Source organism: Massilia sp. BGA-UO-ETr-WB1, assembly GCF_059567845.1.
In genome coordinates, this window is record NZ_JCAQOT010000026.1 from 859657 (window position 1) to 883594 (window position 23938).

A 23938-nucleotide genomic window follows, 5' to 3' on the forward strand; every position below is an offset into this window, starting at 1 on the left:
GTAGCCCGTTATTTTAGATCAAACCAACCAATGCAGTGGAATTAACACTCCGGCACAAGTGCAACCGCCGCTTACAGTGTTGCTATCCAGTCTACCCTGTCGGCGAGGCAATCGGGCGCGGGGCTGGGCAATCCGCCAAGAACTCAAGCGGAGTAATGGCATTTCACGGTATAATCGCCGGTTCTGTCCGAAATACCGTTTCAAAAACTGAATTCAGGTCTTTACGGATTCTGTCTCTTCTTGGTTTGCAGCACTTTAATTAAGGGGGGTTGGGATGTCCGATCTGGCTACCCACGCCAAGCTAGCGCGCTCCAACGCGCAACTTCCGGTTAACGTCTATTTTGACGAAACGCTACTGCAGCGTGAAATGCAGCAACTGTTTAAAGCAGGGCCGCGCTACGTCGGCCATGAACTGATGGTGCCGAACGCCGGCGACTTTGCGACCCTCGTTTCCGAAAACGAAGGGCGTATGCTGGTGCGCAACGCCAACGGCCTGGAAGTGCTGTCCAACGTCTGCCGCCACCGCCAGGCGCTGATGTTCAATGGGCGTGGCAACAGCAGCACCATCGTCTGCCCGCTGCACCGCTGGACCTACGACCTGAAAGGGGAGCTGATCGGCGCGCCGCACTTCCCCGAGACGCCCTGCCTGAACCTGCCCAAGACCAGGCTGCAAAGCTGGAACGGCCTGCTGTTCGAGCAGAACGGCTATAACGTCATGGAAAAGCTGAAGGAAATGTCGGTCTCCAAGGACCTGGACTTCAGCGGCTATATGTTCGACCACGTGGAAGTGCACCAGTGCGACTACAACTGGAAGACCTTCATCGAGGTCTACCTGGAGGACTACCACGTCGAGCCCTTCCATCCCGGCCTGGGCGGCTTCGTCAACTGCGAAGACCTGCGCTGGGAGTTCGGCGCCGACTACAGCGTGCAGACCGTGGGCGTGAACCGCAGCCTGCGCAAGTCCGGCTCGCCGGTGTACGAGAAGTGGCACGAGCAGGTGCTCAAGTTCCGCGGCGGCGAACCGCCCGAATTCGGCGCCATCTGGCTCACGCTGTACCCCAACATCATGGTGGAGTGGTATCCGCACGTGCTGGTGGTGTCCACGCTGTGGCCGGACGGCCCGCAGAAAACGCGCAACGTGGTGGAGTTCTACTATCCCGAGGAAATCGTGCTGTTCGAGCGCGACTTCGTGGACGCCGAACGCGCGGCCTACATGGAAACCTGCGTCGAGGACGACGAGATCGCCCTGCGCATGGACGCCGGCCGCAAGATCCTGATGCAGCGCGGCGAGAACGACGCCGGCCCGTACCAGTCGCCCATGGAAGACGGCATGCAGCACTTCCACGAATGGTACCGCAGTAAAGTAGCTTTGTAACCCAGCCGCCAAGGCGGCAGAAACAGGAATGTGATGCAATCGCTTTGGATGTTGTTTGCCAGTTTCATGTTCGCCGCCATGGGCGTTTGCGTGAAACTGGCCTCGGAAATCTACTCCACCTCCGAAATCGTGCTGTGCCGGGGCGTCATCGGCGTGACGGTGCTGTTCTGCATGATCCGCATCCAGGGCGGCAGCTTCAAGACCAGCATGCCCTTGGCCCACCTGTGGCGCGGCTTTATCGGCGTGGTCTCCCTGTGGCTGTGGTTCTACGCCATCGCCAACCTGCCCCTGGCCACCGCCATGACGCTGAACTACCTGGCGCCGATCTGGATCGCGCTGTGGCTGTTCATGCACGGCTGGTGGCACGCCCAGAACCACGTCGAATGGCCGCTGATCCTGGCCGTGGTGATGAGCTTTGTCGGCGTCACCCTGCTGCTGCAGCCGGCCTTCCATTCCAACCAGCTGGCCCCGGCCATCGTGGCCATCGTGTCGAGCGTGCTGTCGGCCATGGCCTATATGCAGGTGCGCAAACTGGGCCTGGCCGGCGAGCCGGAGTACCGCGTGGTGTTCTATTTCTCGGTCGGCAACCTGCTGGCCGGGGTGGGCGGGCACATCCTGGAAGCGGGCAGCGGCCCGGTGATCTGGCACCCGGTCGACAGCTGGTATAAATTCTTCCTGATGCTGGGCATCGGCCTGAGCGCCACCGCCGCGCAGATGGCCATGACGCGCGCCTACCGGGTCGGCAAGACGCTGGTGGTGGCCAATCTGCAGTACACCGGCATCGTATTCTCCAGTTTCTGGGGCGTGATGGTGTTCAGCGATTCCTTCGATTGGCACAGCTGGCTGGGCATTGCCATCATTCTGGCCTCCGGCATCGCCGCAACGTTTTACAATACCCGCAGTACGGAGCGCGGCAAGGCCATTGCCACCACCGATCCGATCGCCAGCGAAGTGTAAGAACGAACCAGAGGAGCGCCATGCATACCACCCTGATCACCGCCGCCGACCTCGCGCAGCACCTGACCGACCCGGCCTGGGTCATCCTGGACTGCCGCCATGACCTGATGAACCCGGACGCGGGCCGCGACGGCTTCGCCATCGGCCATATCCAGAACGCGCAGTTCGCCAGCATCGACGACGACCTGTCCGGCCCCAAAGCCGCCGCCGGCGCCCAGTTCACGGGCCGCCATCCGCTGCCCGAACGCGGCGCGCTGATCGAGACGCTGCGCAGCTGGGGCATCAACGACAGCACGCAAGTGGTGGCCTACGACGCGCACGGCGGCATGTTCGCGGCGCGCCTGTGGTGGCTGCTGCGCTGGATCGGCCACCCGGCGGTGGCGGTGCTGGACGGCGGCCTGGCCGCCTGGCAGTCGCAAGGCCTGCCGCTGGTGACGCCGGTGGCGCAGCGCGCGCGCGGCCAGATCGGCGAGCGTCCGAGCCTGGCGCATACGGTGACCCTGGCCGACGTGGTGGAAAACCTGGGCACGCAGCGCCGCACCGTGGTGGACGCGCGCGCGGCGGACCGTTTCCGCGGCGAGAACGAGACCATCGACCCGGTGGGCGGACACATTCCGGGCGCCAAGAACCGCTTCTTCAAGGACAACCTGCTGCCGGACGGCCGCTTCAAGCCGGGGCCGCAGCTGAAGCAGGAATTCGCGCCGCTGTTCAGCAACCCGCCGACGGCCATCATGCAATGCGGCTCGGGCGTCACCGCCTGCCACAACCTGCTGGCGATGGAAATAGCCGGCCTGCACGGCGCCTCGTTGTACCCGGGCTCCTGGAGCGAATGGTGCGCCAACCCGGCCCGCCCGGTCGCCACTGGCGCCTGATCAAGCCCGCTGGCACGCCTTATTTGGCGTTCGAGGATTGCTTGGCATAAAAGTCAACTATACGTCGAGCTTCCTCCATTACCTCCTCATTAGGGATAGTTCGCCCTTCCGCGAACTCCTGCTCTGCAAGTAGTGAAGCCTGTAAGCACTCCTCGCACTCCTCAAATCCATCTCGTTGCACGTAGTAAAGCATGTCCAGCGGCGTGCGCCCGGCGAGCTCCGCCAGGCGCTCCAGGCGGGCGCGGTCGGATGGGGACAGGGCTTGCAGGTCTTGTTCGGTAGCCATGATGGCCTCCTTGGCGGCCAAAACACCACCTTAGCACAGGCCGGAGCGCGCGATTTGCGCGGCCGCAAGCGCGGCCTGGCGCGCGCTTAGTGGCGGTGCGCGGTAAGGAACAGCACGATGCCAACGCCGGCGGCGATCAGCAGCACTTGCGGGATGGTCTCGCGCAGCGTGGCGCGGCGCTGCATCTGCGGCATCAGGTCGCTCACGGCGATGTAGATGAAGCCGGACGAGGCGAACACCAGCACGTAGGGTATCAGGCTGCTGGCCCGGTCCAGCGTGTAGTAGCCCAGCAGGCCGCCGGCGATCGCCATCATGCTGCACAGCAGATTGTAGACATAGGCCCGGGTGCGCGAGAAGCCGGCGTTCAGCAGCACGATGAAGTCGCCGATCTCCTGCGGAATCTCGTGCGCGATGATGGCCAGGCCGGTCACCAGGCCCAGGCCCGGGTCGGCCAGGAAGGCCGCCGCGATCAGGATGCCGTCGGTGAAGTTGTGCATGCCGTCGCCCACCAGGATCATCCAGCCCGCCTTGCCCGCCTCGCGCTTGTCGTGCCCGTGGTGATGGTGGTGGCCGTCGTGCTCGTGGTGGTGCGAGTGGCGCAGGATGGCCAGCTTTTCCAGCATGAAGAAGGCCAGCAGCCCGCCCAGCAGGGTGGCGAACAGCGTGCGCGGGTCCGCGTTCGATTCAAACGCCTCCGGCAGCGCATGCAGCAGCGAGGTGGACAGCATGATGCCGACCGACAGGCTGACCATGCGCTCGACCACCTTGGACAGCAAGGTAAACGAGAAAATGGCCGCCGCTGTCAGGCTGATCACGCCGCCGATAGTGGTGGCCAGCAGGATGGAAATGAGTGTGGAATCGATTTTATTGCCTCTTGAGCACTACCAGGGAACGCAGCCGGGGCCCGGCGCCTGCTGCGTTCCGCGCCTGAATTCCGGCGCAAACCGGGCATTTTACCGCCCGGCCCGATTTTCTGCTCAGTTATGCAACGCCATTGGCCTTGAACCAGGCCAGCGCGCGCGCAAATCCGTCCCTGGCGTCGGCTTCGTTGTAGCTGGGACGGTAGTCGGCGTGGAAGGCGTGCCCCGAGTTGGGGTAGACCACGATGGTGGACTTGGTGTTGCCTGCCGCCGCCAGCGCGGCCTTCAGCTTGTCCAGCGACTCGACCGGGATGCCGGTGTCCTTGGCGCCGTACAGGCCCAGCACCGGCGCCTTGATCTTGTCGGCCACGTCGATCGGGTGCAGCGGGCTGATGGCGGTTTTCTCGCCCACCACGCGGCCGTACCAGGCCACGCCGGCCTTCACGTTCGGATTGTGCGCGGTGTACAGCCAGGTCTGGCGGCCGCCCCAGCAGAAGCCGGTGATGCCCAGCTTGTCCACATTGCCGCCGTTGGCCTTGGCCCAGGCCACCACGGCGTCCAGGTCGGCGTGCACTTCGGCGTCCGGCGTCTTGCCGACGATGTTCTTCATCAGCTCGGCCTGCGACGGCGCCTTGGTGGCGTCGCCCTGGCGCACGAACAGGTCCGGCGCCAGCGCCAGGTAGCCCTGCTTGGCGAAGCGGCGCGCCACGTCGGCGATGTACTCGTGCACGCCGAAGATCTCGGAGATCACCAGGATCACCGGCAGGCCGGTCTTGCCGGCCGGCTGCGCGCGGTACACCGGCACGGCGGTGCCGTTCACGGTGACCGTGACGGTGCCGGCGGTCAGGCCGTCGGTGTCGGTCTTGACGACGTTCTGCGCCACCACCGGCAGCGCGGCCGCCGCGAAGCCGGTGCCCAGCGCCACTTTCAGGAAGCCGCGGCGGGGCACGCCGTCGTTCAGGTGTTTTTCGTTCAGGCTTGCTGCGTCGTTCAACAAATCTTTCATCGGTCCCCTCCTGTGAGTACTGCGTCAGTATGGAAGCGCGCTCAGTGCGCCTCCTCCCAGTTTTTGCCCACGCCGACTTCCGCCAGCAGCGGCACCTTCAACTGCGCCACGCCGGCCATCAGCTGCGGCAGCTTTTCACGCACCAGCGCCAGCTCGTCGTCCGGCACTTCCAGCACCAGCTCGTCGTGCACCTGCATGATCATGCGGGTTTTCAGCTGATCCTTTTCCAGCCAGTCCTGCACCGCGATCATGGCCAGCTTGATCAGGTCGGCCGCCGTGCCCTGCATCGGCGCGTTGATCGCGGCGCGCTCGGCGCCCTGGCGGCGCGGGCCGTTCGGCGAATTGATCTCGGGCAGCCACAGGCGGCGCCCGAACACGGTCTCCACGTAGCCCTTGGCCTTGGCCTGCAGGCGCGTGTCGTCCATATACGCCTTCACGCCGGAGAAGCGCGCGAAGTAGCGGTCGATGTAGTTCTGCGCGGCGGCGCGGTCGATGCCCAGGTTGGAGGCCAGGCCGAAGGCGCTCATGCCGTAGATCAGGCCGAAGTTGATCACCTTGGCGTAGCGGCGCTGCTCGCTGCTCACGTCCGCCGGGGCCACGCCGAAGATCTCGGCGGCGGTGGCGCGGTGGATGTCCTCGCCTTCGGCGAAGGCGCGCAGCATGTTCTCGTCTTCCGAGATGTGCGCCATGATGCGCAGCTCGATCTGCGAATAGTCGGCCGACACGATATGGCTGCCCGGCGGCGCCACGAAGGCTTCGCGGATGCGGCGCCCTTCGGCCGTGCGGATCGGGATGTTCTGCAGGTTGGGATCGTTGGACGCCAGGCGGCCCGTCACCGCCACCGCCTGCGCGTAGTTGGTGTGCACGCGGCCGGTGGCCTTGTTGATCATCAGCGGCAGCTTGTCGGTGTAGGTGGACTTCAGCTTGGCCATGCCGCGGTATTCCAGCAGCACTTTCGGCAGCGGATAGTCCTCGGCCAGCTTTTGCAGCACTTCCTCGTCGGTGGACGGCGCGCCGCTCGGGGTCTTTTTCACCACCGGCAGCTTCAGCTTCTCAAAGAAGATCTCGCCGATCTGCTTGGGCGAGCCCAGGTTGAAGGGCTGCTCGGCCAGCTCGTGCGCCTTCGCCTCCAGCTCGACGATGCGCGCGCCCAGCTCCTCCGATTGCGTCTTGAGCAGCGCCGCGTCGATCATCACGCCGTTGCGCTCGATCTTCTGCAGCACGATGGCGGTCGGCAGTTCGATCTTGCTGTAGATGTGGGTCAGCTTCTCGTCGGCCGTGACATTGCCGTGCATGGCCAGGTGCAGCCGCAGCGTGATGTCGGCGTCCTCCGCCGCGTACTCGGTGGCGCGGCCGATTTCCACCTGGTCGAAGGTGATCTGCTTGGCGCCCTTGCCGCACACGTCCACGAAGGGAATGGTGGTGTGGTTCAGGTGGCGCAGCGCCAGGCTGTCCATGTCATGCGTGCGGTGCGACTCGAACACGTAGGACTGCAGCAGCGTGTCGTGCACGATGCCGCGCAGCGTCACGCCGTGGTTGGCGAAGATGTGGGCATCGTACTTCAGGTTCTGGCCGACCTTGGGCTTGGACGCGTCCTCCAGCCATGGCTTGAGCTTTTCCAGCACCAGCTCGCGGCTCAGCTGCTCCGGCACGCCCTGGTAGCGGTGCGCCACCGGGATGTAGCAGGCCTGGCCCGGCTCGGTGGCCAGCGAGATGCCGACCATTTCGGCCGTCATCGGCTCCAGCGAGGTGGTTTCCGTGTCCACCGCCGTCAGTTCGGCGGCGCCGATGCGGGCGATCCACTTGTCCAGGTCCGCCTCGGTCAGTACGGTTTCATAGTTGACATTGGCCGGTGCGCTGGCGGCGGCGAACAGGTCGCCATTGGTGGAACCGGCAAACCCGCCGCCGGCGATCGCGCCCGAAGGCGCGGCGCCCGCACCCGACGCTGCGGCCGGGGCGCCGGCGCCGCCGGCGCCGATGGGCGCGGCCGGCGTCATGCCGCCCAGTTCGCGCAGCAGGGTCTTGAAGCCGTATTTGCCGAAGAAGGCCAGCAGCGATTCCTTGTCCTCGCCCTTGGCCACCAGCGATTCGGAAATCGACATCATGTGCGCGCTCAGGTCGCAGTCGGTCTTCACAGTGATCAGTTCGCGGCCCTTCGGCAGCCATGGCAGCGCGGTGCGCAGGTTCTCGCCGACCGCGCCGGTGATCTTGTCCGCGTTGGCCATCACGCCGTCCAGGCTGTCGTAGGCGGTGAGCCACTTGAGCGCGGTTTTCGGGCCGCACTTGGCCACGCCGGGCACGTTGTCGACGGTGTCGCCGATCAGGGTCAGGTAGTCGATGATGCGGTTCGGCGGCACGCCGAACTTGGCCAGCACGCCCGGCTCGTCCATCTTCTCGTTGGTCATGGTGTTGATCAGCATGACATGCGGATTGACCAGTTGCGCCAGGTCCTTGTCGCCGGTCGACACCACCACGTCCAGGCCCACCTTGACCGCGTCCACGCACAGCGTGCCGATCACGTCGTCCGCCTCCACGCCCTCCACCATCAGGATCGGCCAGCCCATGGCGCGCACCGCCTCGTGGATGGGCTCGATCTGCAGGCGCAGGTCGTCCGGCATGGAAGCGCGGGTGGCCTTGTACTCGGGGTACATATCATCGCGGAAGGTCTTGCCCTTGGCGTCGAACACGCAGGCAATGTAGGCGGCAGGGAAATCGGCGCGCAGGCGGCGCAGCATGTTGACCATGCCGTGCATGGCGCCGGTCGGATAGCCGTCGGGGCTGCGCAGGTCGGGCAGCGCGTGGAAGGCTCGGTACAGGTAGCTGGAACCGTCAACCAGCAGCAGGGTCTTTTGCATATGAGAAAATTAAGCGTTCCGGCGTTATAACAATATGGTCGGCCATTATCGCAGACTATTTTAAAACGGGAACCGTGTCGGTTTGTTACAATGGGCACATACAGAATCTAGCAATTCACTTAACAGGGCGGTATCCATCATGCGTGCATCCACAATCTGGCCAGTTCTCATTTTCGCCCTGTGCAGCGTCGCCCAGGCTCAAACGCCTGCCGCCACGCCCCCGAAACTCGACAAAATCGAAGAAGTTGATACGCCGATCACGGTTACCACCAAGCCGGCCAACGAACGCAAGATCACGGAGAAACGCGAAGGCGGCCGGGTCACCGAGGCCAAGGTCAAGAGCGGCCCCAGCACCTACACCGTCAAGGCGCAAAACACCACCAGCACCACGGCCCTGCCCGGCGACGCCGCCGGCTCGGCCAACCGTGGACCGCAGTGGACCGTGATGGAATTCGACATCGGCAAGAAGAAGACCAAGCAGAAGGAAGACGAGGCGGCCGACGACACGCCGGCCCCGCCTCCGCCGGCGCCGAGCGCGCGCTGAGCCTGCGCAGGGTCATCGACTTCTTGCTCCCGCAGCTTAATTTCAACTAATTCGCTTCTCATGGCAGTTTTTACCCCGGTCAGCCTGGATGACGTCAGCCAGTGGATCACGCAATTTCCCCTCGGCAAACCGGTGGCGATCAAAGGCATCGCCTCCGGCATCGAAAACAGTAACTTCTTCCTCACTACCGAGAGCGGCGAATACGTCCTCACGATATTCGAGAACCTGTCTTTCGAGCAGCTCCCCTTTTATCTGAACCTGATGCGCCACCTGGCCGACCGGGGCGTGGCCGTGCCCGCGCCGATCGCCAACGCCAGCGGCGAGCTGGTGGTGCCGCTGCACGGCAAGCCGGCCTCCATCGTCACCAAGCTGGCGGGCAAGTCGCAGATGGACCCGCAGCCGGTGCATTGCGCCGAAGTGGGCGCCATGCTGGCGAAAATGCACGTGGCCGCGCTGGACTACCCGGCCCGGCAGCCCAATCTGCGCGGCCTGGACTGGTGGAACTGGGCCACGCCGCAAGTGCTGCCCTTCCTGAGCGAGGCCGAAGCGCACCTGCTGCGCGCCGAGATGCATTTCCAGGAAGCGTTCTACGGCTGCGACACCTACAAGCTGCTGCAGCAAGGCCCGGTGCACGCCGACCTGTTCCGCAACAACGTGATGTTCGACGGCGACAAGCTCACCGGCTTCTTCGACTTCTACTTCGCCGGCTGCGACAGCTGGCTGTTCGACGTGGCGGTGACGGTGAACGACTGGTGCATCGACCTCGACACGGGCGTGCTGGACACGGCCCGCGTGCGCGCCATGCTGGACGCCTACCACGCCGTGCGCCCGTTCACGGCGGCCGAACAGACCGCGTGGCAGCCGATGCTGCGCGCGGGCGCGCTGCGCTTCTGGCTCTCGCGCCTGTACGACCTGCACCTGCCGCGTGAAGCAGAAATGCTCACGCCGCATGATCCCACCCACTTTGAACGCATCCTGCGCGAGCGCATCGCCGTTGCGGCACCCGCACTGTACTGAAAAAACCACATGGGCAAACTCCCCGCAAGCACCGGCTGGCTCTGGATCAAACAGGGCTTTGAATTGTTCAAGCAGCAGCCTGGCGGCCTGACCTCGCTGGCCATGCTGTACGCCATGCTGAACCTGGTGCTCAGCATCGTGCCCTTCATCGGGCAGCTGGCCGCCATCGTGCTGATCCCGGCGTTCTCGGTGGCCTTCATGCAGGCCTGCGCGGACGTCGAGCAAGGCAAGCGGGTGGTGCCGGCGCTGCTGCTGTCGGGCTTCCGCAAGCCGGCCTTCCCCAAGCTGCTGGCGGTGGGTTTGCTGTACGTGTCGGCCGCCGCGCTGGCCATCGGCCTGGCCTCGCTGGCCAGCGACGGCATGCTGGTCAAGCTGCTCACCGGTAAAATCGCGCACGACTCGGCCGAAGCGCGGGACGCCAGCCTGGGCAGCGCGCTGCTGCTGATCCTGGCGATCGGCCTGCCGGCCGCCATGGCCTTCTGCTTCGCCGCGCCGCTGATCTACTTCCAGAACATGGGCGTGGGCAAGGCCATCTTCTTCAGCTTCTTCGGCGTGCTGCGCGCGTTCAAGACCTTCGTGGTGTTCGCCGTGAGCCAGTTCGGCCTGATGCTGCTGCTGACCCAAATCGTCGGCCTGATCTTCGGCCGCAGCCCCACCCTGCTGGTGATGGTGATGCAGATCGTGCTGGTGCTGTTCTCGGTGCTGTTCCACTGCGCCTTCTACGCCAGCTACCGCCAGATCTTCGGCAGCCCGGTGGCGCCGGCGCCACCGGGCAAACAGCAAGACGCGCCGCGCGACGAACCGCACGACGCGCCTTGACCTTGGCGCCGCAGCGCACCCTGGCCGAGGCGGCAGCCTCCCGCGACAATGGATTCAACCTGGTGCGGCTGGCTGCCGCGCTGGGCGTGGTCTACCACCATGCCTACCTGCTCGCCCCGGTTTCGCCGGGCTTCGACCCCATCTCCCGCTTATTGCACCCGGTAACCAACCTGGGCCTGCTGATGGTGGCCGTCTTCTTCGTCATCAGCGGTTTTTTCATCACCCGCAGCTGGATGCACGACCCGCACCTGCTGCGCTTCGCCGTGCGCCGCGCCGCCCGCATCCTGCCGGGCCTGGCCGCTACGGTGCTGCTGAGCACCGTAGCGGCCGTGCTGTTCTTCTCCGGCCCCGACGCGGCCGGCCTGTTCAGCCGGCCCACCTGGCAATACATACTGGACAATATCTCCCTGCACGGGCTGCGCTACGCGATACCGGACACGGAATGGCGGCTCGCCGGCGTGCTGGGAGGGCAACCGCTGAACGGCTCGCTGTGGACACTGTATTGGGAAGGCCGCATGTACGTCATGGTGGCCCTGCTGGGCCTGGCCGCCGCCCTGCCGTTGCGGCAATGGCTGATGGGCGCGTCGGCCGTCCTGCTTCTGGCGGCCAACCTGTTCCCCGGCGTGGCCGGCAACTACATCTGGGAAACGCGCTTGTGGTCGATGTTCCTGGCCGGCATGCTGTGCTGCACGCTGGCGGCGCAATTGCGCATCGGCCCGCTGCAGGCAGCCTGCGCCTGCGCCCTGCAGGCCCTGAATTTCACGCGTTCGGCCGACCTGACCGGCAACGGCTTCACCTGGTTCGGCATCGCCCTGGCCGGCGGCGCCATTGCGCTGTGGGCCGGCAGCGTGCGGCTGCGCGGCTGGCGGCACCTGCGCCGCCACGACTACTCCTACGGCCTCTACCTGTGCCACTGGCCGGTGATCCTGATGCTGAAAGCAGCGCTGCCGCAGCTGACCGCCCTGCCGCTGCTGGCGCTGACGCTGCTGCTGGCCGTCCCGCTGGCCATGCTCAGCTGGCACTGCGTCGAATCCCCCGCCATGCAGCTGGCGCAGCGCTGGCTCGCCGCCCGTCCTACCGTCCCAGCCGCTCCAGCTTAGCCACGCTCAGGTCCAGCACCTTCATGCCGAAGCTGCCGAAGTTGATTTGCGCGCGGCAGTTGGCGCCGCTGCCTTCGATGTTGACGATCACGCCCTCGCCGAACTTGCCGTGCGCGACCGATTCGCCGATGCGCCAGCCGCTGCCGCCGCCGGACTTCTGCGCCATGCGCTGGGCCAGCGCGTTGTCGCTGCCCAGGTTCAGCGGCGCGTCGTCCCACGCGGATTTCTTGTTGGCGAACCAGTGCGACTGCACCTTCGGCGACAGCCACTTCAGGGACTCCTCCGGCAGCTCGTCGAAGAAGCGCGACTTCATGTTGTAGCGGGTCTGGCCGTGCAGCATGCGGGTCTGCGAGAAGCACATGTACAGGCGCTTGCGGGCGCGCGTGATGGCGACGTACATCAGGCGCCGCTCCTCTTCCACGCCGCCGTCCTCTTTCGAGCTGCTCTCGTGCGGGAACAGGCCCTCCTCCAGGCCGGTGATGAAGACGTTGTCGAATTCCAGGCCCTTGGCCGAGTGCACCGTCATCATCTGCAGCGCGTCCTGGCCGGCTTGCGCCTGGTTGTCGCCCGCTTCCAGCGAGGCGTGCGACAGGAAGGCCGACAGCGGCGACATGACGGTGGCCAGAGGCGCGTCCGCGTCCAGGATTTCGATGCCGTCCTGGTTCACGATCGGCGCGCCGGCCTGCGCGTCGGCGCGCGGGCCCAGGTGCGCGGGCGCGCCCTGGCCGTAGCCTTCTTCGGACACGAACTGCGTGGCCGCGCTCACCATCTGCTCCAAGTTCTCGATGCGGTCCGCGCCTTCCTTCTCGGCGGCGTAGTGGGTCAGCAGGGTACTGCCCTCCAGCACCACGCGCACCAGTTCGGGCAGCGCCATCTGCTGCGTTTCAAAGCGCATGCCTTCGATCATCTTGACGAAGCCGGCCAGCGAGGTGCCGGCCTTGCCGGTCATGTAAGGCACGGCCGCGTACAGCGAAATGCCGTACTGCTGCGCCGCGCCCTGCAGGTTCTCGATGGTGCGCACGCCGATGCCGCGCGTGGGGAAGTTCACCACGCGCAGGAAGGCCGAGTCGTTGTGCGGATTGTCCATCAGCTGCAGATAGGCGATGGCGTGCTTGACCTCGGCGCGCTGGAAGTAGCGCAGGCCGCCGTACACGTGGTACGGAATGCCGGCCGAGAACAGCGCGTGCTCGATCACGCGCGACTGCGCGTTGGAGCGGTACAGCACCGCGATCTCGCTGCGCGAGGCGCCCTCGGCGATCAGGCTCTTGGTCTCCTCGATGATCCACTGCGCTTCCTGCAGGTCCGAGCTGGCTTCGTACACGCGCACCGGCTCGCCGTGCCCGGCGTCGGTGCGCAGGTTCTTGCCCAGGCGCTTGCTGTTGTTGGCGATCAGCATATTGGCCGCATCCAGGATGTGGCCGTGCGAGCGGTAGTTCTGCTCCAGCTTGATCAGGTTCTTGACGTTGAACTCCTGCTCGAAGGCGCGCATATTGCCCACGTTGGCGCCGCGGAAGGCGTAGATGCTCTGGTCGTCGTCGCCCACCGCGAACAGCGCGCTGCTGCCCTGGCTTTGGCCCTGGCCGGACAGCAGCTTGAGCCACTTGTACTGCAAGTCGTTGGTGTCCTGGAACTCGTCCACCAGGATGTGCTTGAAACGCGCCTGGTAGTGCTCGCGCAGCGGCTGGTTGCGGCTCAGCAGCTCGTAGCTGCGCAGCAGCAGTTCGGCAAAATCCACCACGCCTTCGCGCTGGCACTGGTCGTCGTAGAGCTGGTACAGCTCGACCATCTTGCGCTCGTTGGCGTCGTAGGCCTCCACCTTGTCCGCGCGCAGGCCCGCGTCCTTGGCGCCGTTGATGAAGTACATCACCGACTTGGCGGGGAACTTCTCGTCGTCGATATTGAAGGCTTTCAGCAGGCGCTTGATGGCCGACAGCTGGTCCTGCGAATCGAGGATCTGGAAAGTTTGGGGCAGCGCCGCGTCGCGGTAATGGGTGCGCAGCAGGCGGTTGCACAGGCCGTGGAAAGTGCCGATCCACATGCCGCGTGTATTAATCGGCAACATTGCCGACAGACGCGTCAGCATCTCCTTCGCGGCCTTGTTGGTGAACGTCACCGCGAGGATGCCGGCCGGCGATACCTGCCCGGTCTGGATCAGCCAGGCGATGCGGGTGGTCAGGACGCGGGTCTTGCCCGAACCGGCGCCGGCCAGGATCAGCGCGCTCTGGGCCGGCAGCGTGACGGCCGCGAGTTGTTCGGGATTGAGGTTGTGGAGGAGATTTTGCATCCCGTGATTATACCGGGGCGGTGGCCGCCCCGCTGCAAAACACTGGATATCCGATCAGCCCTTGGGCGCGGGGATGGCCTCGGCCTGGCCCTGGCGCACGGCTTCCTGGATCAGCGCGCGCACGGTCCGGTCGGCTTCCCGGCTCAGGCGGCCCTGCTCGCGGCCCAGCTCGCCCAGCTTTTGGCCCAGTTCCTTCATGGGCTTGCTCGCTTCGCGCATTTCCGCGCTGAGCGCCTGCATCGGCGCTTTCTTGGCGGCCATTTCGGCGTGCGCTTTCGCAAACTCGGCGGTCAGTTCTTTCATCTGCTGCTTGAACGGTTCCATCTGGGTTTTCAAGGCGTCCATTTCGCGCTGCAGCGCTTCGCGGTCGGCGCCGGCTTCGCGGTTGCGCTCCATCTTGCGCGCCACCGCTTCCATCCTGCGCGCCACGGCTTCCTGCTCGCGCGCCACCTGCCGGATCTTGTCGTGCTGCACGCCGCGCTCCTGGCGCTCGGCCTGCTCGGACATGGCACGCATCTTTTCGCTTAACGCTTCCATGGCCTTGCTGTGCTGCTCCATGGCCTTGTTCTGTTCCTTCATCTGCAGGTTCAGCGCGTCCGCCGGGGCCCAGGCGGCGTTGGCCTTGGCCAGCAGTGCCGGGTCCTTGATCAGCCAGGCCTGGTTGCCGTCCCGGTACCAGATGAAGTCGCCCTGCACGGCGCCGTCCAGGCGCTTCACCTCGGCCAGGTCTTCCCGGCCGACGTAGATCGAGGTGTAGCCGTCGCCGCGCTTGATGGCATAGGCGTCCCTGGCGTCGCTGTTCATGGTCATGCGGCCGAAGTTCAGTTGGCCGTGCTGCACGCGCAGCGGGCGGGATGGGCGTTCTTCGCGCCATTCCGGCGCCGGCGGGGCGGCGGGAGCGGCGGGGGCTGCCAGCGCGGCCATTGCCGCAGGTGCCGCAGGTGCCGCAGGCGCTGCCGGGGCGGCATGGGCAGCTGGGGCTGCATGAGCGGCCGGGGCTGGGGCCGGCGCCGGGGCGGCGGCGGGCGCTGGCGCTACCGGCGCCACGGGCGGCACGGCGGCGGGCATGTCCAGCATGGCCAGGGCGGGCGGCGGCGCGGGCGCGTCCATGGCAGGCGCGGCGGCGACCGGCGGCGGCGCCGGCGCATCCATCTCGGGGACGGGCGGGACGGCCGGCGCTGCGACGCTGGGCACGCTGGGCACGGCGGGCGGCTGCGGCGCGGCGTGGGCGTACAGCACGGCGCAGGCCGTGCACAAGCCGAACAGGGGCGCGGCGATCTTCCAGCTCAGCGGCTGGCTGTCTGGTCGGACCAGGCGTTTGATACGGGACATGAGGTTTCCTCCTTGAGCCCCCAGCGCAGGCTGGGGGGTGGCGAACTGGAAGCGGTCCAGTTCGGACAATGCAAGGGCCAGGCGCCGCGGTTCGCCGAGCATGCTTGCGGCCAAATCATCTGCAATCTGCTCCCGCTCGTCGCGGATGTGCCGGGACAGCATCCACACGCTCGGGTGGTAAAACAACAAAATCTCGATCGCGCTCTGCACCAGGTTGACCAGGTAGTCGTGGCGCTTGATGTGGGCCAGTTCGTGCGCCAGCAGCGCTTCCAGCAAGTCGGCCGGCATGCCGGTCAGCAGCGAGGCGGGCAGCAGCACCACCGGTTTCCAGCAGCCGGCCGTCATGGGCGAATCGAGGTGATCAGCCACCGCCAGCCGCACCGGCCGCTGCAGCCCGAAGCGCAGCGCCAGGCGGTCCAGGCGCTGCTGCCAGTGGGCGTTGGGCACCGGCTGCGCCTCCAGCGTCCGCTCGCGCACCCACATCAGGCCGAGCGACAGGCGCAAGGTCATGAAGGCGGCGCCGCAGGCCCACAGCAGCACCAGCCAGGGCAGCTGGCGCTGCAGCATGTATTGCCAGGAAATGAGCCAGCCGTCGTCCATCAGCGCCGAGGCGGACACGGCGCCGCCGCCGAGCGCGCCCGCCTCCGCCATCAGCAGCACGGCCGGGTCTGCGGCGGGCGCGGCGCTGGCCGCGTCCAGCACGCGCCAGACGACACCGGCCAGCGGCAGCGCGGCGCACAGCAGCAAGGCGCCGCACGCCACCGCGTAGCGCGCCTGCGGACGGGCGTTGCGCAGCAGTTGCAGGACCAGCGACGCCGCCCAGCCGATCAACAGCCCCTGCCATACGAAGTGAAGCAGCGACCAGCCTATGGCTGGCATCAGCAGGGACAGCAACTCGGCCATGGCGAACTCCTTGAAATATGCAATGTAGATTAAATGATCTAGAACACACTGTCTAGAACTTTTTTTCTACTTTAGGCCGCGAATGGGCCAGCATCAATGTAGCGGCAGGCGCCGCCGGGAGCGAGGGATTTGCGACAGAATGCCGCCTGCGCGGAGCAGGCGGCGGAAATGCAGGAGGTTTAGAACTCGACCACGGAGCGGATCGACTCGCCGGACTTCATCAGGTCGAAGCCCTGGTTGATGTCTTCCAGCTTGAGCTTGTGGGTGATCAGGTCATCGATGTTGAGCTTGCCTTCCATGTACCAGTCGACGATCTTCGGCACGTCGGTGCGGCCGCGCGCGCCGCCGAAAGCGGAGCCCTTCCACACCCGGCCGGTCACCAGCTGGAACGGGCGGGTGGAGATTTCCTGCCCGGCCGCCGCCACGCCGATGATGATGGACTGGCCCCAGCCCTTGTGGCAGCACTCCAGCGCCTGGCGCATGGTGGTGGTGTTGCCGATGCACTCGAAGCTGTAGTCGGCGCCGCCGTCGGTCAGCTGGACGATGGCGTCGACCACGTTCTCCACCTTGGTGGGATTGACGAAGTGCGTCATGCCGAACTTGCGCGCCATCTCTTCGCGCGCCGGGTTGATGTCCACGCCGATGATCTTGTCCGCGCCCACCATCTTGGCCGCCTGGATCACGTTCAGGCCGATGCCGCCCAGGCCGAACACCACCACGTTGGCGCCGGCCTCCACCTTGGCGGTGAACAGCACGGCGCCCACGCCGGTGGTGACGCCGCAGCCGATGTAGCACACCTTGTCGAACGGCGCGTCCGAGCGGATCTTGGCCAGCGCGATTTCCGGCACCACGATGTAGTTGGAGAAGGTGGACGTGCCCATGTAGTGGAAAATGGGCTTGCCGTCGATCGAGAAGCGGCTGGTGGCGTCCGGCATCAGGCCGCGGCCCTGGGTGGAGCGGATCGACTGGCACAAGTTGGTTTTTTGCGACAGGCAGAATTTGCACTGGCGGCATTCCGGCGTGTACAGCGGAATGACGTGGTCGTCCTTCTTCAGCGTTTTCACGCCGGGGCCGACGTCCACCACCACGCCGGCGCCTTCATGGCCGAGAATGGCCGGGAAGATGCCCTCCGGGTCGGCGCCGGACAGGGTGTAGTAATCGGTGTGGCAAATGCCGGTGGCCTTGATCTCCACCAGTACTTCGCCCTCGCGCGGGCCGCCCAGTTCCACTTCCTCGATGGTCAGCGGAGCGCCGGATTTCCATGCAACGGCTGCTTTGGTTTTCATGCTTGTTTCCTGTATATGTCAGATTAAACGGGACTCCGACATCATAGCAAGGATTACAAACTTACACTGCCAACAAGTTCCCCTGCCGCTCATCCCACAGGCGGCGCAGCTGGCCGGCCAGGCGCAGCGGCTCCAGCGGCTTGGCGATGATGCCCACCGCGCCGGCCGCCACGTAGCGCGCCATGTCGGCGGCCGACACCGGGCCAGTGACAAACATGGCCGGCGTATGGCGCAGGTGCGGCATGCGCCGCAGCTGCGCCAGGGCGACCACGCCGTCGCAGTCCGGCGCCTGCACGTCGAGCAGGATCAGATCGGGCTGGAAATCGGCCGCCACCAGCAGCGCGGTGCGGCCGGAACTGCAGTCGCGCACCTGGAAATGGCCGATCACCTCGAGCGCCATCTTGGCCACGCCGCGCACGTGCGGGTCGTCCTCCACGTAGAGGATGCTGCTCAGATCGCCACTCATGTGACCTCCTCTTGTATCGCCACCGGCTCGATGCCCAGCATGTGGGACACGGTGCGCCACAGCTGGCGCGGCGAGGTCCATGGTTTGGGCAGGAAGGCGTGCGCCTGGCTGCGCAGGCCCGGATGGCGCGCCGAATACAGCAGCACCGGGGGGCTGTCGGGCTGCTGCCGCAGGCGCTGCAGCAGTTCGATGCCGTCGCCGTCCGGCAGGTCCGGGTCCAGCACCACCAGCGCAAAGCGGGCCTGCTCCACGGCGCGCACCGCGTCGGCCAGCGTGGCCGCGTGGTGCACTTCGGTTTCCGGCACCAGCAGCGTGGCCAGTACCAGCGCCGAATCGCCGTCGCCATCGACGTGCAGCACGCGCGGCACTTCCTGGTACACGGCCGCCAGTTCTTCCAGGACAGCGCCCAGGGCGTTCAAATCGTCTTTCATGGTCGTCTCCGCCCGCAGCCATGGCGGCTGTGGTTCGCTTGATTCAAGGTGCAAGGTCGGCGGAGCTGGGCCGAAATTCAGATACAGCGGCAGGGAAAGGGCGCGCTGAAGGGGAAAGCCCGCGGGGGCGGTTCAGGACCCCGTGGCTATAAAGATAGTTTAGCGTATTTCTGCAAAGAAGCAGATCTTATTTTTTCAGCCGTGTGTTAAACGCAGCATGCAATCCGTTCAACGTTTCCTCCGCAGTCAACAGCTGGTCGGCGATTTCGTTGATCTTGCGGCGGCTGGAACGCGCATGGTCGCGCAGCACCTCGAAGGCGGTGTTGCGGTCGGTCTGGAATTTGCACATCAGCAGGCCCACGGCCAGGCTGGTTTCGCGTCCGGCGGCCAGCGCGGCGTTCAGGTTCAGCTCGGTGCGCCGCAGCTGGCGGATCTCGTCGGCGCGCGCCAGGCCGGCTTCGAAAGCCGGCATCAGGTGCTGCTCGTCCACCGGCTTCACCACGAAGCCCACCGCGCCGTAGGCGGCGGCCTGCTTGGCCGCGTCGCTGTCGCCCCGGCCGGACAGGAACATGAACGGCACCGAGGTGTTGCGGTTGAGCTGCTTGGCCAGTTCCAGGCCGGACATGCCGGGCATGTGGATGTCGAGCAGGGCCATGTCCGGCTCGCGCTCGGCCACCTGGGCCAGCGCCTGGTCTGCCGAATACGCCTGCACCGTGTCGTAGCCGGCGTGGCCCAGCACTTCGCTGAGGAAGGCCGCCAGCAGCTGGTCGTCGTCGACGATGAGTATCAGGCGCTTCGCCGGGGTGGGTGCATTCATGGTCGCAACCTTGAGCGGATGATAATGCGACCGATTATAAAACGATCACGCCGCGCTGGAGCGAATTTCTTCGTGCATGCACTCGGCCATGAACAAGGCGTTGAAATCGCGCACCGCCTGCGCCGGATCCTGCGCCATGTAGACGCCGCTGACGCAGGCCACCAGCTGCGCCCCGCGCGCCACCAGCGGCGCGGCGTTGTGCGGCGTCATGCCGCCGATGACCACGCGCGGCAGCCGGATGCGTTCGCGCGCCTGGTCCAGAATGGAAGGCTGGGTGGTGACCGCGTACTGCTTCACGCGCGACGGATAGAAGCCGCCGAAAGCGACGTAGCTGGCGCCGGCGTCCTGCGCGTCCAGCGCCAGCTGCATCTCGCCGTAGCAGGAGGCGCCGATGATGGCGTCCGGCCCCAGCTGCGCGCGGGTCCGGGCGATGCGGGCGTCGGTGCCGCCCAGGTGCACGCCGTCCGCGCCGATCAGCAGGCACAGGTCGACGTGGTCGTTGACGACGAAGGGCACGCGGTAGCGGCGGCACAGGGCCAGCAGCGCCGCGCTTTGCTCCATGCGCAGCTCGGCGCAAGCGTGCTTGTGGCGGTACTGCAGCAGGGCCACGCCTTCCGCCAGCGCCTGTTCGCTCACGTCGAGCAGGCGGGATGTGTCGTCCCAGTCGGGGGTGACCAGGTAAAGTCCTTGCGTGGGTGCTTGCATGGCGTATCTCTCTTTCGGTATAGGTTTTGTGTGGCTAGCGTTGCGGAATGCGCTGTCCGGGCGCGATGGCGAAGGCGGCGGCCAGCGCGCGGTGGGTGTAGCCCTGGGCCCGCGCCAGCGCCTGCTGCATGGGGTAGCCGTGCGCCAGCAAGCCGGCGATGGCGGCCGCCAGCGTGCAGCCGCTGCCGTGGAATTCGCCCGGCAGGCGCGCCCAGCTCCAGCCGTGGCCCGACGAGGGAGCCGGCTCGGAAGGGGCGCTGAACCAGCGGTTGATGACGGTGTCGCCCTCGCCGTGGCCGCCGGTGATGAGCACGTGGCGGCAGCCCTGCCCCAGCAGCGCCTGTGCGGCACTGCCGGACACCGCCTCGTCGCCGGCGGCTGCGGCGCCGTAGGCGCCGGCCAGCGCCGCCGCCTCCGGGCCGTTGGGCGTGACCAGCGTAACCAGTGGCAGCAGCACCGCCAGCGCCTGCACCGCGTCGCCGCGCGAGAGCAGGTCGCCGTGGCCGCTGGCCAGCACCGGGTCCAGCACGACGGGCAAGTCCGGCCACGCCCTGCGCAGCTCCGCGATCACCTGCGCAATCGCGCGCGCGTTGGCGGCGCTGCCGGGAATGCCGATCTTGACCGCATCGATGCTGCACTTGGCCACCAGCGCGCGCGCCTGGCGCAGCACCACGTCCGGCTCCACCGGCAGCACTTCATACACGCGGTCGTTATCCTGCACCGTCAGCGCGGTGATGACGGGCAGCGCGTGCGTGCCCTGCGCGTGGATCGCCAGGATGTCGGCTGCAATGCCGGCGCCGCCGGATGGATCGGCGCCGGAAAACACCAGCACGCAGCGCTGCCTGGCCGAACCCGCCGTCATGCCCTCGGTCATGCCCTCGGTCATGCCATCCGGCCCGCCATCGGCGACGACGGCGAGGCGGCGAACTTGCGCGCGATACGGCCGGCCAGGAACGCTTCCCGGCCCGCCTGCACGCCCAGCTTCATGGCGCGCGCCATGCGCACCGGATCCTGCGCGCCGGCGATGGCGGTGTTCATCAAGACGCCGTCGCAGCCCAGCTCCATGGCGATGGCCGCGTCGGAGGCGGTGCCCACGCCCGCGTCCACCAGCACCGGCACCCTGGCCTGCTCGATGATGAGCGACAGGTTCCAGGGATTGAGGATGCCCATGCCGGAGCCGATCAGCGACGCCAGCGGCATCACCGCCACGCAGCCGATATCCTCCAGCATGCGGGCCTGGATCGGGTCATCGCTGCAATAGACCATCACGTCGAAGCCGTCCCGCACCAGCTCCTTCGCGGCCACCAGCGTTTCGGGCATGTTGGGGAACAGGGTCTTCTCGTCGCCCAGCACTTCCAGCTTCACCAGCTTGTGCCCGTTCAGCAGCTCGCGCGCCATCTGCAGCGTGTAGACCGCGTCTTTTGCCGAGTAGCAGCCGGCCGTGTTGGGCAGGATGGTGTACTGCGACTGCGGCAGCACGTCCAGCAGGCTGGGCGTATCCGGGTTCTGGCCGATGTTCACGCGGCGGATCGCCACCGTGATGATTTCGGCCTCCGCCGCGTCGGTCGCCTCGCGGGTCTGCTGCAGGTCCTTGTACTTGCCGCTGCCTACCAGCAGGCGCGAGTTGTAGGTTTTGCCTGCGATCGTCAGCAGGTCTTCTTTCTGATTCTGGTCACGCATTTCTGTCTCCATTGTTTTATCCGCCGCCGATGGCGCGCACGATGTCCACTTTGTCCTGCGCCTGCAAGGCGCGTTCGCCCCACGCCTGGCGCGGCACCACGGTGCGGTTCACCGCCAGCGCCAGCGCCTGGTGCGCCAGCCCCAGCTCCTCCACCAGCGCCTGCAGGCTTTGCTGCGGCGGCACGCTGCGCGGCTCGCCGTTCAGCTCAATCGCGATATGAGTCATGAGTCCCTCCACCGCTCAAGCCTTGCTGTAGAGCTGCGCGCCCTTCTTCACGAACTCCACCGCCTTCTCCTGCATGCCCTTGGCCGCGTAGTCGCGCACTTCCTGCGTGATCTTCATCGAGCAGAAATGCGGGCCGCACATGGAACAGAAATGCGCCACCTTGGCGCTGTCTTTCGGCAGCGTCTCGTCGTGGAAGGAACGCGCCTTGTCCGGATCCAGGCCGATGTTGAACTGGTCTTCCCAGCGGAACTCGAAGCGCGCCTTGGACAGCGCGTTGTCGCGGATCTGCGCGCCCGGATGGCCCTTGGCCAGGTCGGCCGCGTGCGCGGCGATCTTGTAGGTGATGATGCCGTCCTTGACGTCGTCCTTGTTCGGCAGGCCCAGATGCTCCTTGGGCGTGACGTAGCACAGCATGGCGGTGCCGTACCAGCCGATCAAGGCTGCGCCGATGCCGGAGGTGATGTGGTCGTAGCCCGGCGCGATATCGGTGGTCAGCGGTCCCAGCGTGTAGAACGGCGCTTCGCTGCACTGCTCCAGCTGCAGGTCCATGTTTTCCTTGATGAGCTGCATCGGCACGTGGCCCGGGCCTTCGATCATCACCTGCACGCCGTGCTTCCACGCCACCTGGGTCAGCTCGCCCAGCGTTTTCAGTTCGCCCAGCTGCGCTTCGTCGTTGGCGTCGTAGATCGAGCCGGGACGCAGGCCGTCGCCCAGGCTGAAGGACACGTCGTAGGCCTTCATGATTTCGCAGATCTCTTCGAAGTGCGTGTACAGGAAGGATTCCTTGTGGTGCGCCAGGCACCACTTGGCCATGATGGAACCGCCGCGCGAGACGATGCCGGTCAGGCGCTTGGCCGTCAACGGCACGTAGCGCAGCAGCACGCCGGCATGGATGGTGAAATAGTCCACGCCCTGCTCCGCCTGTTCGATCAGCGTGTCGCGGAAAATCTCCCAGGTCAGGTCCTCGGCCTTGCCGTTGACCTTCTCGAGCGCCTGGTAGATCGGCACGGTGCCGATGGGCACCGGGCTGTTGCGGATGATCCATTCGCGCGTTTCGTGGATATGCTTGCCGGTCGACAGATCCATCACGTTGTCGCCGCCCCAGCGGATGGCCCAGGTCATCTTCTCCACTTCCTCGCCGATCGACGAGGTGACGGCGGAGTTGCCGATGTTGGCGTTGATCTTGACCAGGAAATTGCGGCCAATGATCATCGGCTCCACTTCCGGGTGGTTGATGTTGGCGGGGATGATGGCGCGGCCGCGGGCGATTTCCTCGCGCACGAATTCCGGCGTGATCTCGGCCGGGATGGAGGCGCCGTAGTTCTGGCCCGGGTGCTGGCGGCCCATCAGTTCGGCCATGCGCTCGCCCATCGGGCCGGACGCCTTCAGCTCTTCCAGATACTCTTTGCGGCGCAGGTTTTCGCGGATGGCGACGAACTCCATCTCGGGCGTGATGATGCCCTGGCGCGCGTAGTGCATCTGGGTGACATTGCCACCCGCTTTGGCGCGGCGCGGCTTGCGCGTCAGATTGAAGCGCAGCTCGGCCAGCGCCGGGTCTTCCAGGCGCTCCTTGCCGTAGTCCGACGTCGGGCCGTCCAGTTCCTCGGTGTCGTCGCGGTCCAGTATCCACGGCAGGCGCGGCGTGGCCAGGCCGGAGCGGATATCGATCTGCACGTCGGGGTCGGTGTACGGGCCGGAGGTGTCGTAGACGTAGACGGGGGGATTTTTCTCGTGGCCGAACGAGGCGGACGTGTCCGACTGCGAGATCTCGCGCATGGGCACGCGGATATCCGGGCGGCTGCCCTCGACGTAGATCTTGCGGGAATTAGGAAGCGGCGCGATGGCCGCGCTGTCCACTTCGGCGGTGGCGGACAGGAATTTCGGATTGGCGTTCATTTGGCTCCTTTGTTAGCTACAGGAGCCAGCAAAGGAGGGTTCGGCAAATCCGTGCAGCGTCGCGCAACCCAAGGCGCGGGCGCGCGGCGTGGCGGATGGAGGCCTAAAGCTTCCCTTCGCTGGCATTATCCAGATCAGGTTCGGAGGGTATTTCTCACCCGCGCCGCTTTCGCGACGCAGGACCCCTAGCGTGTGCCGCCTTGCGGCAGCGAATTGAATTA

Annotated in this window: 22 protein-coding genes and 1 riboswitch; of the genes, 7 read left to right on the forward strand and 15 right to left on the reverse strand. The window is 66.1% G+C overall.

All coding sequences use genetic code 11. From position 1 onward, the window contains the following. Positions 1–274: 274 nt before the first annotated feature. Genes AC56DV_RS26235 through AC56DV_RS26245 form a run of 3 tightly spaced genes read left to right on the forward strand, consistent with a single transcriptional unit; the run spans position 275 to position 3204 of the window. Positions 275–1375, forward strand: a complete 1101-nt coding sequence (locus AC56DV_RS26235; protein ID WP_496317145.1) for an aromatic ring-hydroxylating oxygenase subunit alpha — start codon at positions 275–277, stop codon at positions 1373–1375. A gap of 33 nt (positions 1376–1408) precedes the next feature. Continuing rightward, positions 1409–2332: a DMT family transporter gene (locus AC56DV_RS26240; protein WP_496317146.1), complete on the forward strand. Its 924-nt coding sequence runs from the start codon at positions 1409–1411 to the stop codon at positions 2330–2332. Positions 2333–2352: 20 nt separating this feature from the next. Further along, positions 2353–3204 (forward strand): sulfurtransferase, encoded by an 852-nt coding sequence (locus tag AC56DV_RS26245; protein WP_496317147.1) that lies wholly within the window; start codon positions 2353–2355, stop codon positions 3202–3204. 19 nt (positions 3205–3223) lie between these two features. On the opposite strand, the gene AC56DV_RS26250 is transcribed toward AC56DV_RS26245, so the two are convergent. The 4 genes from AC56DV_RS26250 to polA all read right to left on the reverse strand — a co-directional run bounded on the left by AC56DV_RS26250 (position 3224) and on the right by polA (position 8211). Continuing rightward, positions 3224–3490, reverse strand: a complete 267-nt coding sequence (locus tag AC56DV_RS26250) for a hypothetical protein (protein ID WP_496317148.1) — start codon at positions 3488–3490, stop codon at positions 3224–3226. An 86-nt stretch (positions 3491–3576) separates the two neighbouring features. Next, entirely contained in the window at positions 3577–4329 is a 753-nt protein-coding gene (locus AC56DV_RS26255) for a ZIP family metal transporter (RefSeq protein WP_496317289.1), read from the reverse strand. Between the two features lie 142 nt (positions 4330–4471). Further along, positions 4472–5356 carry a dienelactone hydrolase family protein gene (locus tag AC56DV_RS26260; RefSeq protein WP_496317149.1) on the reverse strand — a complete coding sequence of 295 codons (885 nt, stop codon included), beginning with the start codon at positions 5354–5356 and terminating at the stop codon, positions 4472–4474. A gap of 41 nt (positions 5357–5397) precedes the next feature. Continuing rightward, complete coding sequence (polA, locus tag AC56DV_RS26265) at positions 5398–8211, reverse strand: DNA polymerase I (RefSeq protein WP_496317150.1); 2814 nt, start codon at positions 8209–8211, stop codon at positions 5398–5400. 139 nt (positions 8212–8350) lie between these two features. On the opposite strand from polA, the gene AC56DV_RS26270 reads away from it, so the two are divergent. From AC56DV_RS26270 to AC56DV_RS26285, 4 genes are read left to right on the forward strand one after another with little or no spacing between them, the layout of a single operon-like run. Continuing rightward, the gene (locus AC56DV_RS26270; protein ID WP_496317151.1) at positions 8351–8755 is read left to right on the forward strand and encodes a hypothetical protein; all 405 of its coding nucleotides are present in this window, start codon (positions 8351–8353) and stop codon (positions 8753–8755) included. 60 nt (positions 8756–8815) lie between these two features. Next, positions 8816–9772: a homoserine kinase gene (locus AC56DV_RS26275; protein WP_496317152.1), complete on the forward strand. Its 957-nt coding sequence runs from the start codon at positions 8816–8818 to the stop codon at positions 9770–9772. Between the two features lie 9 nt (positions 9773–9781). After that, positions 9782–10591, forward strand: a complete 810-nt coding sequence (locus AC56DV_RS26280; RefSeq protein WP_496317153.1) for a BPSS1780 family membrane protein — start codon at positions 9782–9784, stop codon at positions 10589–10591. Further along, the gene (locus AC56DV_RS26285) at positions 10588–11691 is read left to right on the forward strand and encodes an acyltransferase family protein (RefSeq protein WP_496317154.1); all 1104 of its coding nucleotides are present in this window, start codon (positions 10588–10590) and stop codon (positions 11689–11691) included. The genes AC56DV_RS26280 and AC56DV_RS26285 overlap by 4 nt, the downstream gene beginning before the upstream one ends. Here the strand turns inward: AC56DV_RS26285 and AC56DV_RS26290 are convergent. From AC56DV_RS26290 to thiC, 11 genes are all read right to left on the reverse strand, one after another. Beyond that, on the reverse strand, positions 11666–13975 hold the full coding sequence (locus AC56DV_RS26290; RefSeq protein ID WP_496317155.1) for a UvrD-helicase domain-containing protein: 2310 nt from the start codon (positions 13973–13975) through the stop codon (positions 11666–11668). The two genes, AC56DV_RS26285 and AC56DV_RS26290, sit on opposite strands and share 26 nt — an antisense overlap. Before the next feature lie 54 nt (positions 13976–14029). Beyond that, positions 14030–16210 (reverse strand): M56 family metallopeptidase, encoded by a 2181-nt coding sequence (locus AC56DV_RS26295; RefSeq protein ID WP_496317156.1) that lies wholly within the window; start codon positions 16208–16210, stop codon positions 14030–14032. A 179-nt stretch (positions 16211–16389) separates the two neighbouring features. Continuing rightward, complete coding sequence (locus AC56DV_RS26300) at positions 16390–17496, reverse strand: S-(hydroxymethyl)glutathione dehydrogenase/class III alcohol dehydrogenase (protein ID WP_056398494.1); 1107 nt, start codon at positions 17494–17496, stop codon at positions 16390–16392. A 61-nt stretch (positions 17497–17557) separates the two neighbouring features. Further along, positions 17558–17962 (reverse strand): response regulator, encoded by a 405-nt coding sequence (locus AC56DV_RS26305; RefSeq protein WP_496317157.1) that lies wholly within the window; start codon positions 17960–17962, stop codon positions 17558–17560. Beyond that, positions 17959–18393 (reverse strand): response regulator, encoded by a 435-nt coding sequence (locus tag AC56DV_RS26310; RefSeq protein ID WP_496317158.1) that lies wholly within the window; start codon positions 18391–18393, stop codon positions 17959–17961. Before AC56DV_RS26310 ends, AC56DV_RS26305 begins: the two co-directional genes overlap by 4 nt. A 187-nt stretch (positions 18394–18580) precedes the next feature. After that, positions 18581–19210 (reverse strand): ANTAR domain-containing response regulator, encoded by a 630-nt coding sequence (locus AC56DV_RS26315; protein ID WP_496317159.1) that lies wholly within the window; start codon positions 19208–19210, stop codon positions 18581–18583. 45 nt (positions 19211–19255) lie between these two features. After that, positions 19256–19915 (reverse strand): thiamine phosphate synthase, encoded by a 660-nt coding sequence (gene thiE / locus AC56DV_RS26320; RefSeq protein WP_496317160.1) that lies wholly within the window; start codon positions 19913–19915, stop codon positions 19256–19258. A 34-nt stretch (positions 19916–19949) separates the two neighbouring features. Further along, positions 19950–20801 carry a bifunctional hydroxymethylpyrimidine kinase/phosphomethylpyrimidine kinase gene (thiD, locus tag AC56DV_RS26325; protein ID WP_496317161.1) on the reverse strand — a complete coding sequence of 284 codons (852 nt, stop codon included), beginning with the start codon at positions 20799–20801 and terminating at the stop codon, positions 19950–19952. Further along, entirely contained in the window at positions 20798–21595 is a 798-nt protein-coding gene (locus AC56DV_RS26330) for a thiazole synthase (protein WP_496317162.1), read from the reverse strand. Before AC56DV_RS26330 ends, thiD begins: the two co-directional genes overlap by 4 nt. Before the next feature lie 16 nt (positions 21596–21611). Next, positions 21612–21821, reverse strand: a complete 210-nt coding sequence (thiS, locus tag AC56DV_RS26335) for a sulfur carrier protein ThiS (RefSeq protein ID WP_496317163.1) — start codon at positions 21819–21821, stop codon at positions 21612–21614. Between the two features lie 15 nt (positions 21822–21836). Continuing rightward, positions 21837–23717: a phosphomethylpyrimidine synthase ThiC gene (thiC, locus tag AC56DV_RS26340; RefSeq protein WP_496317164.1), complete on the reverse strand. Its 1881-nt coding sequence runs from the start codon at positions 23715–23717 to the stop codon at positions 21837–21839. A gap of 94 nt (positions 23718–23811) precedes the next feature. After that, positions 23812–23914, reverse strand: a riboswitch (TPP riboswitch). Positions 23915–23938 lie beyond the last annotated feature (24 nt).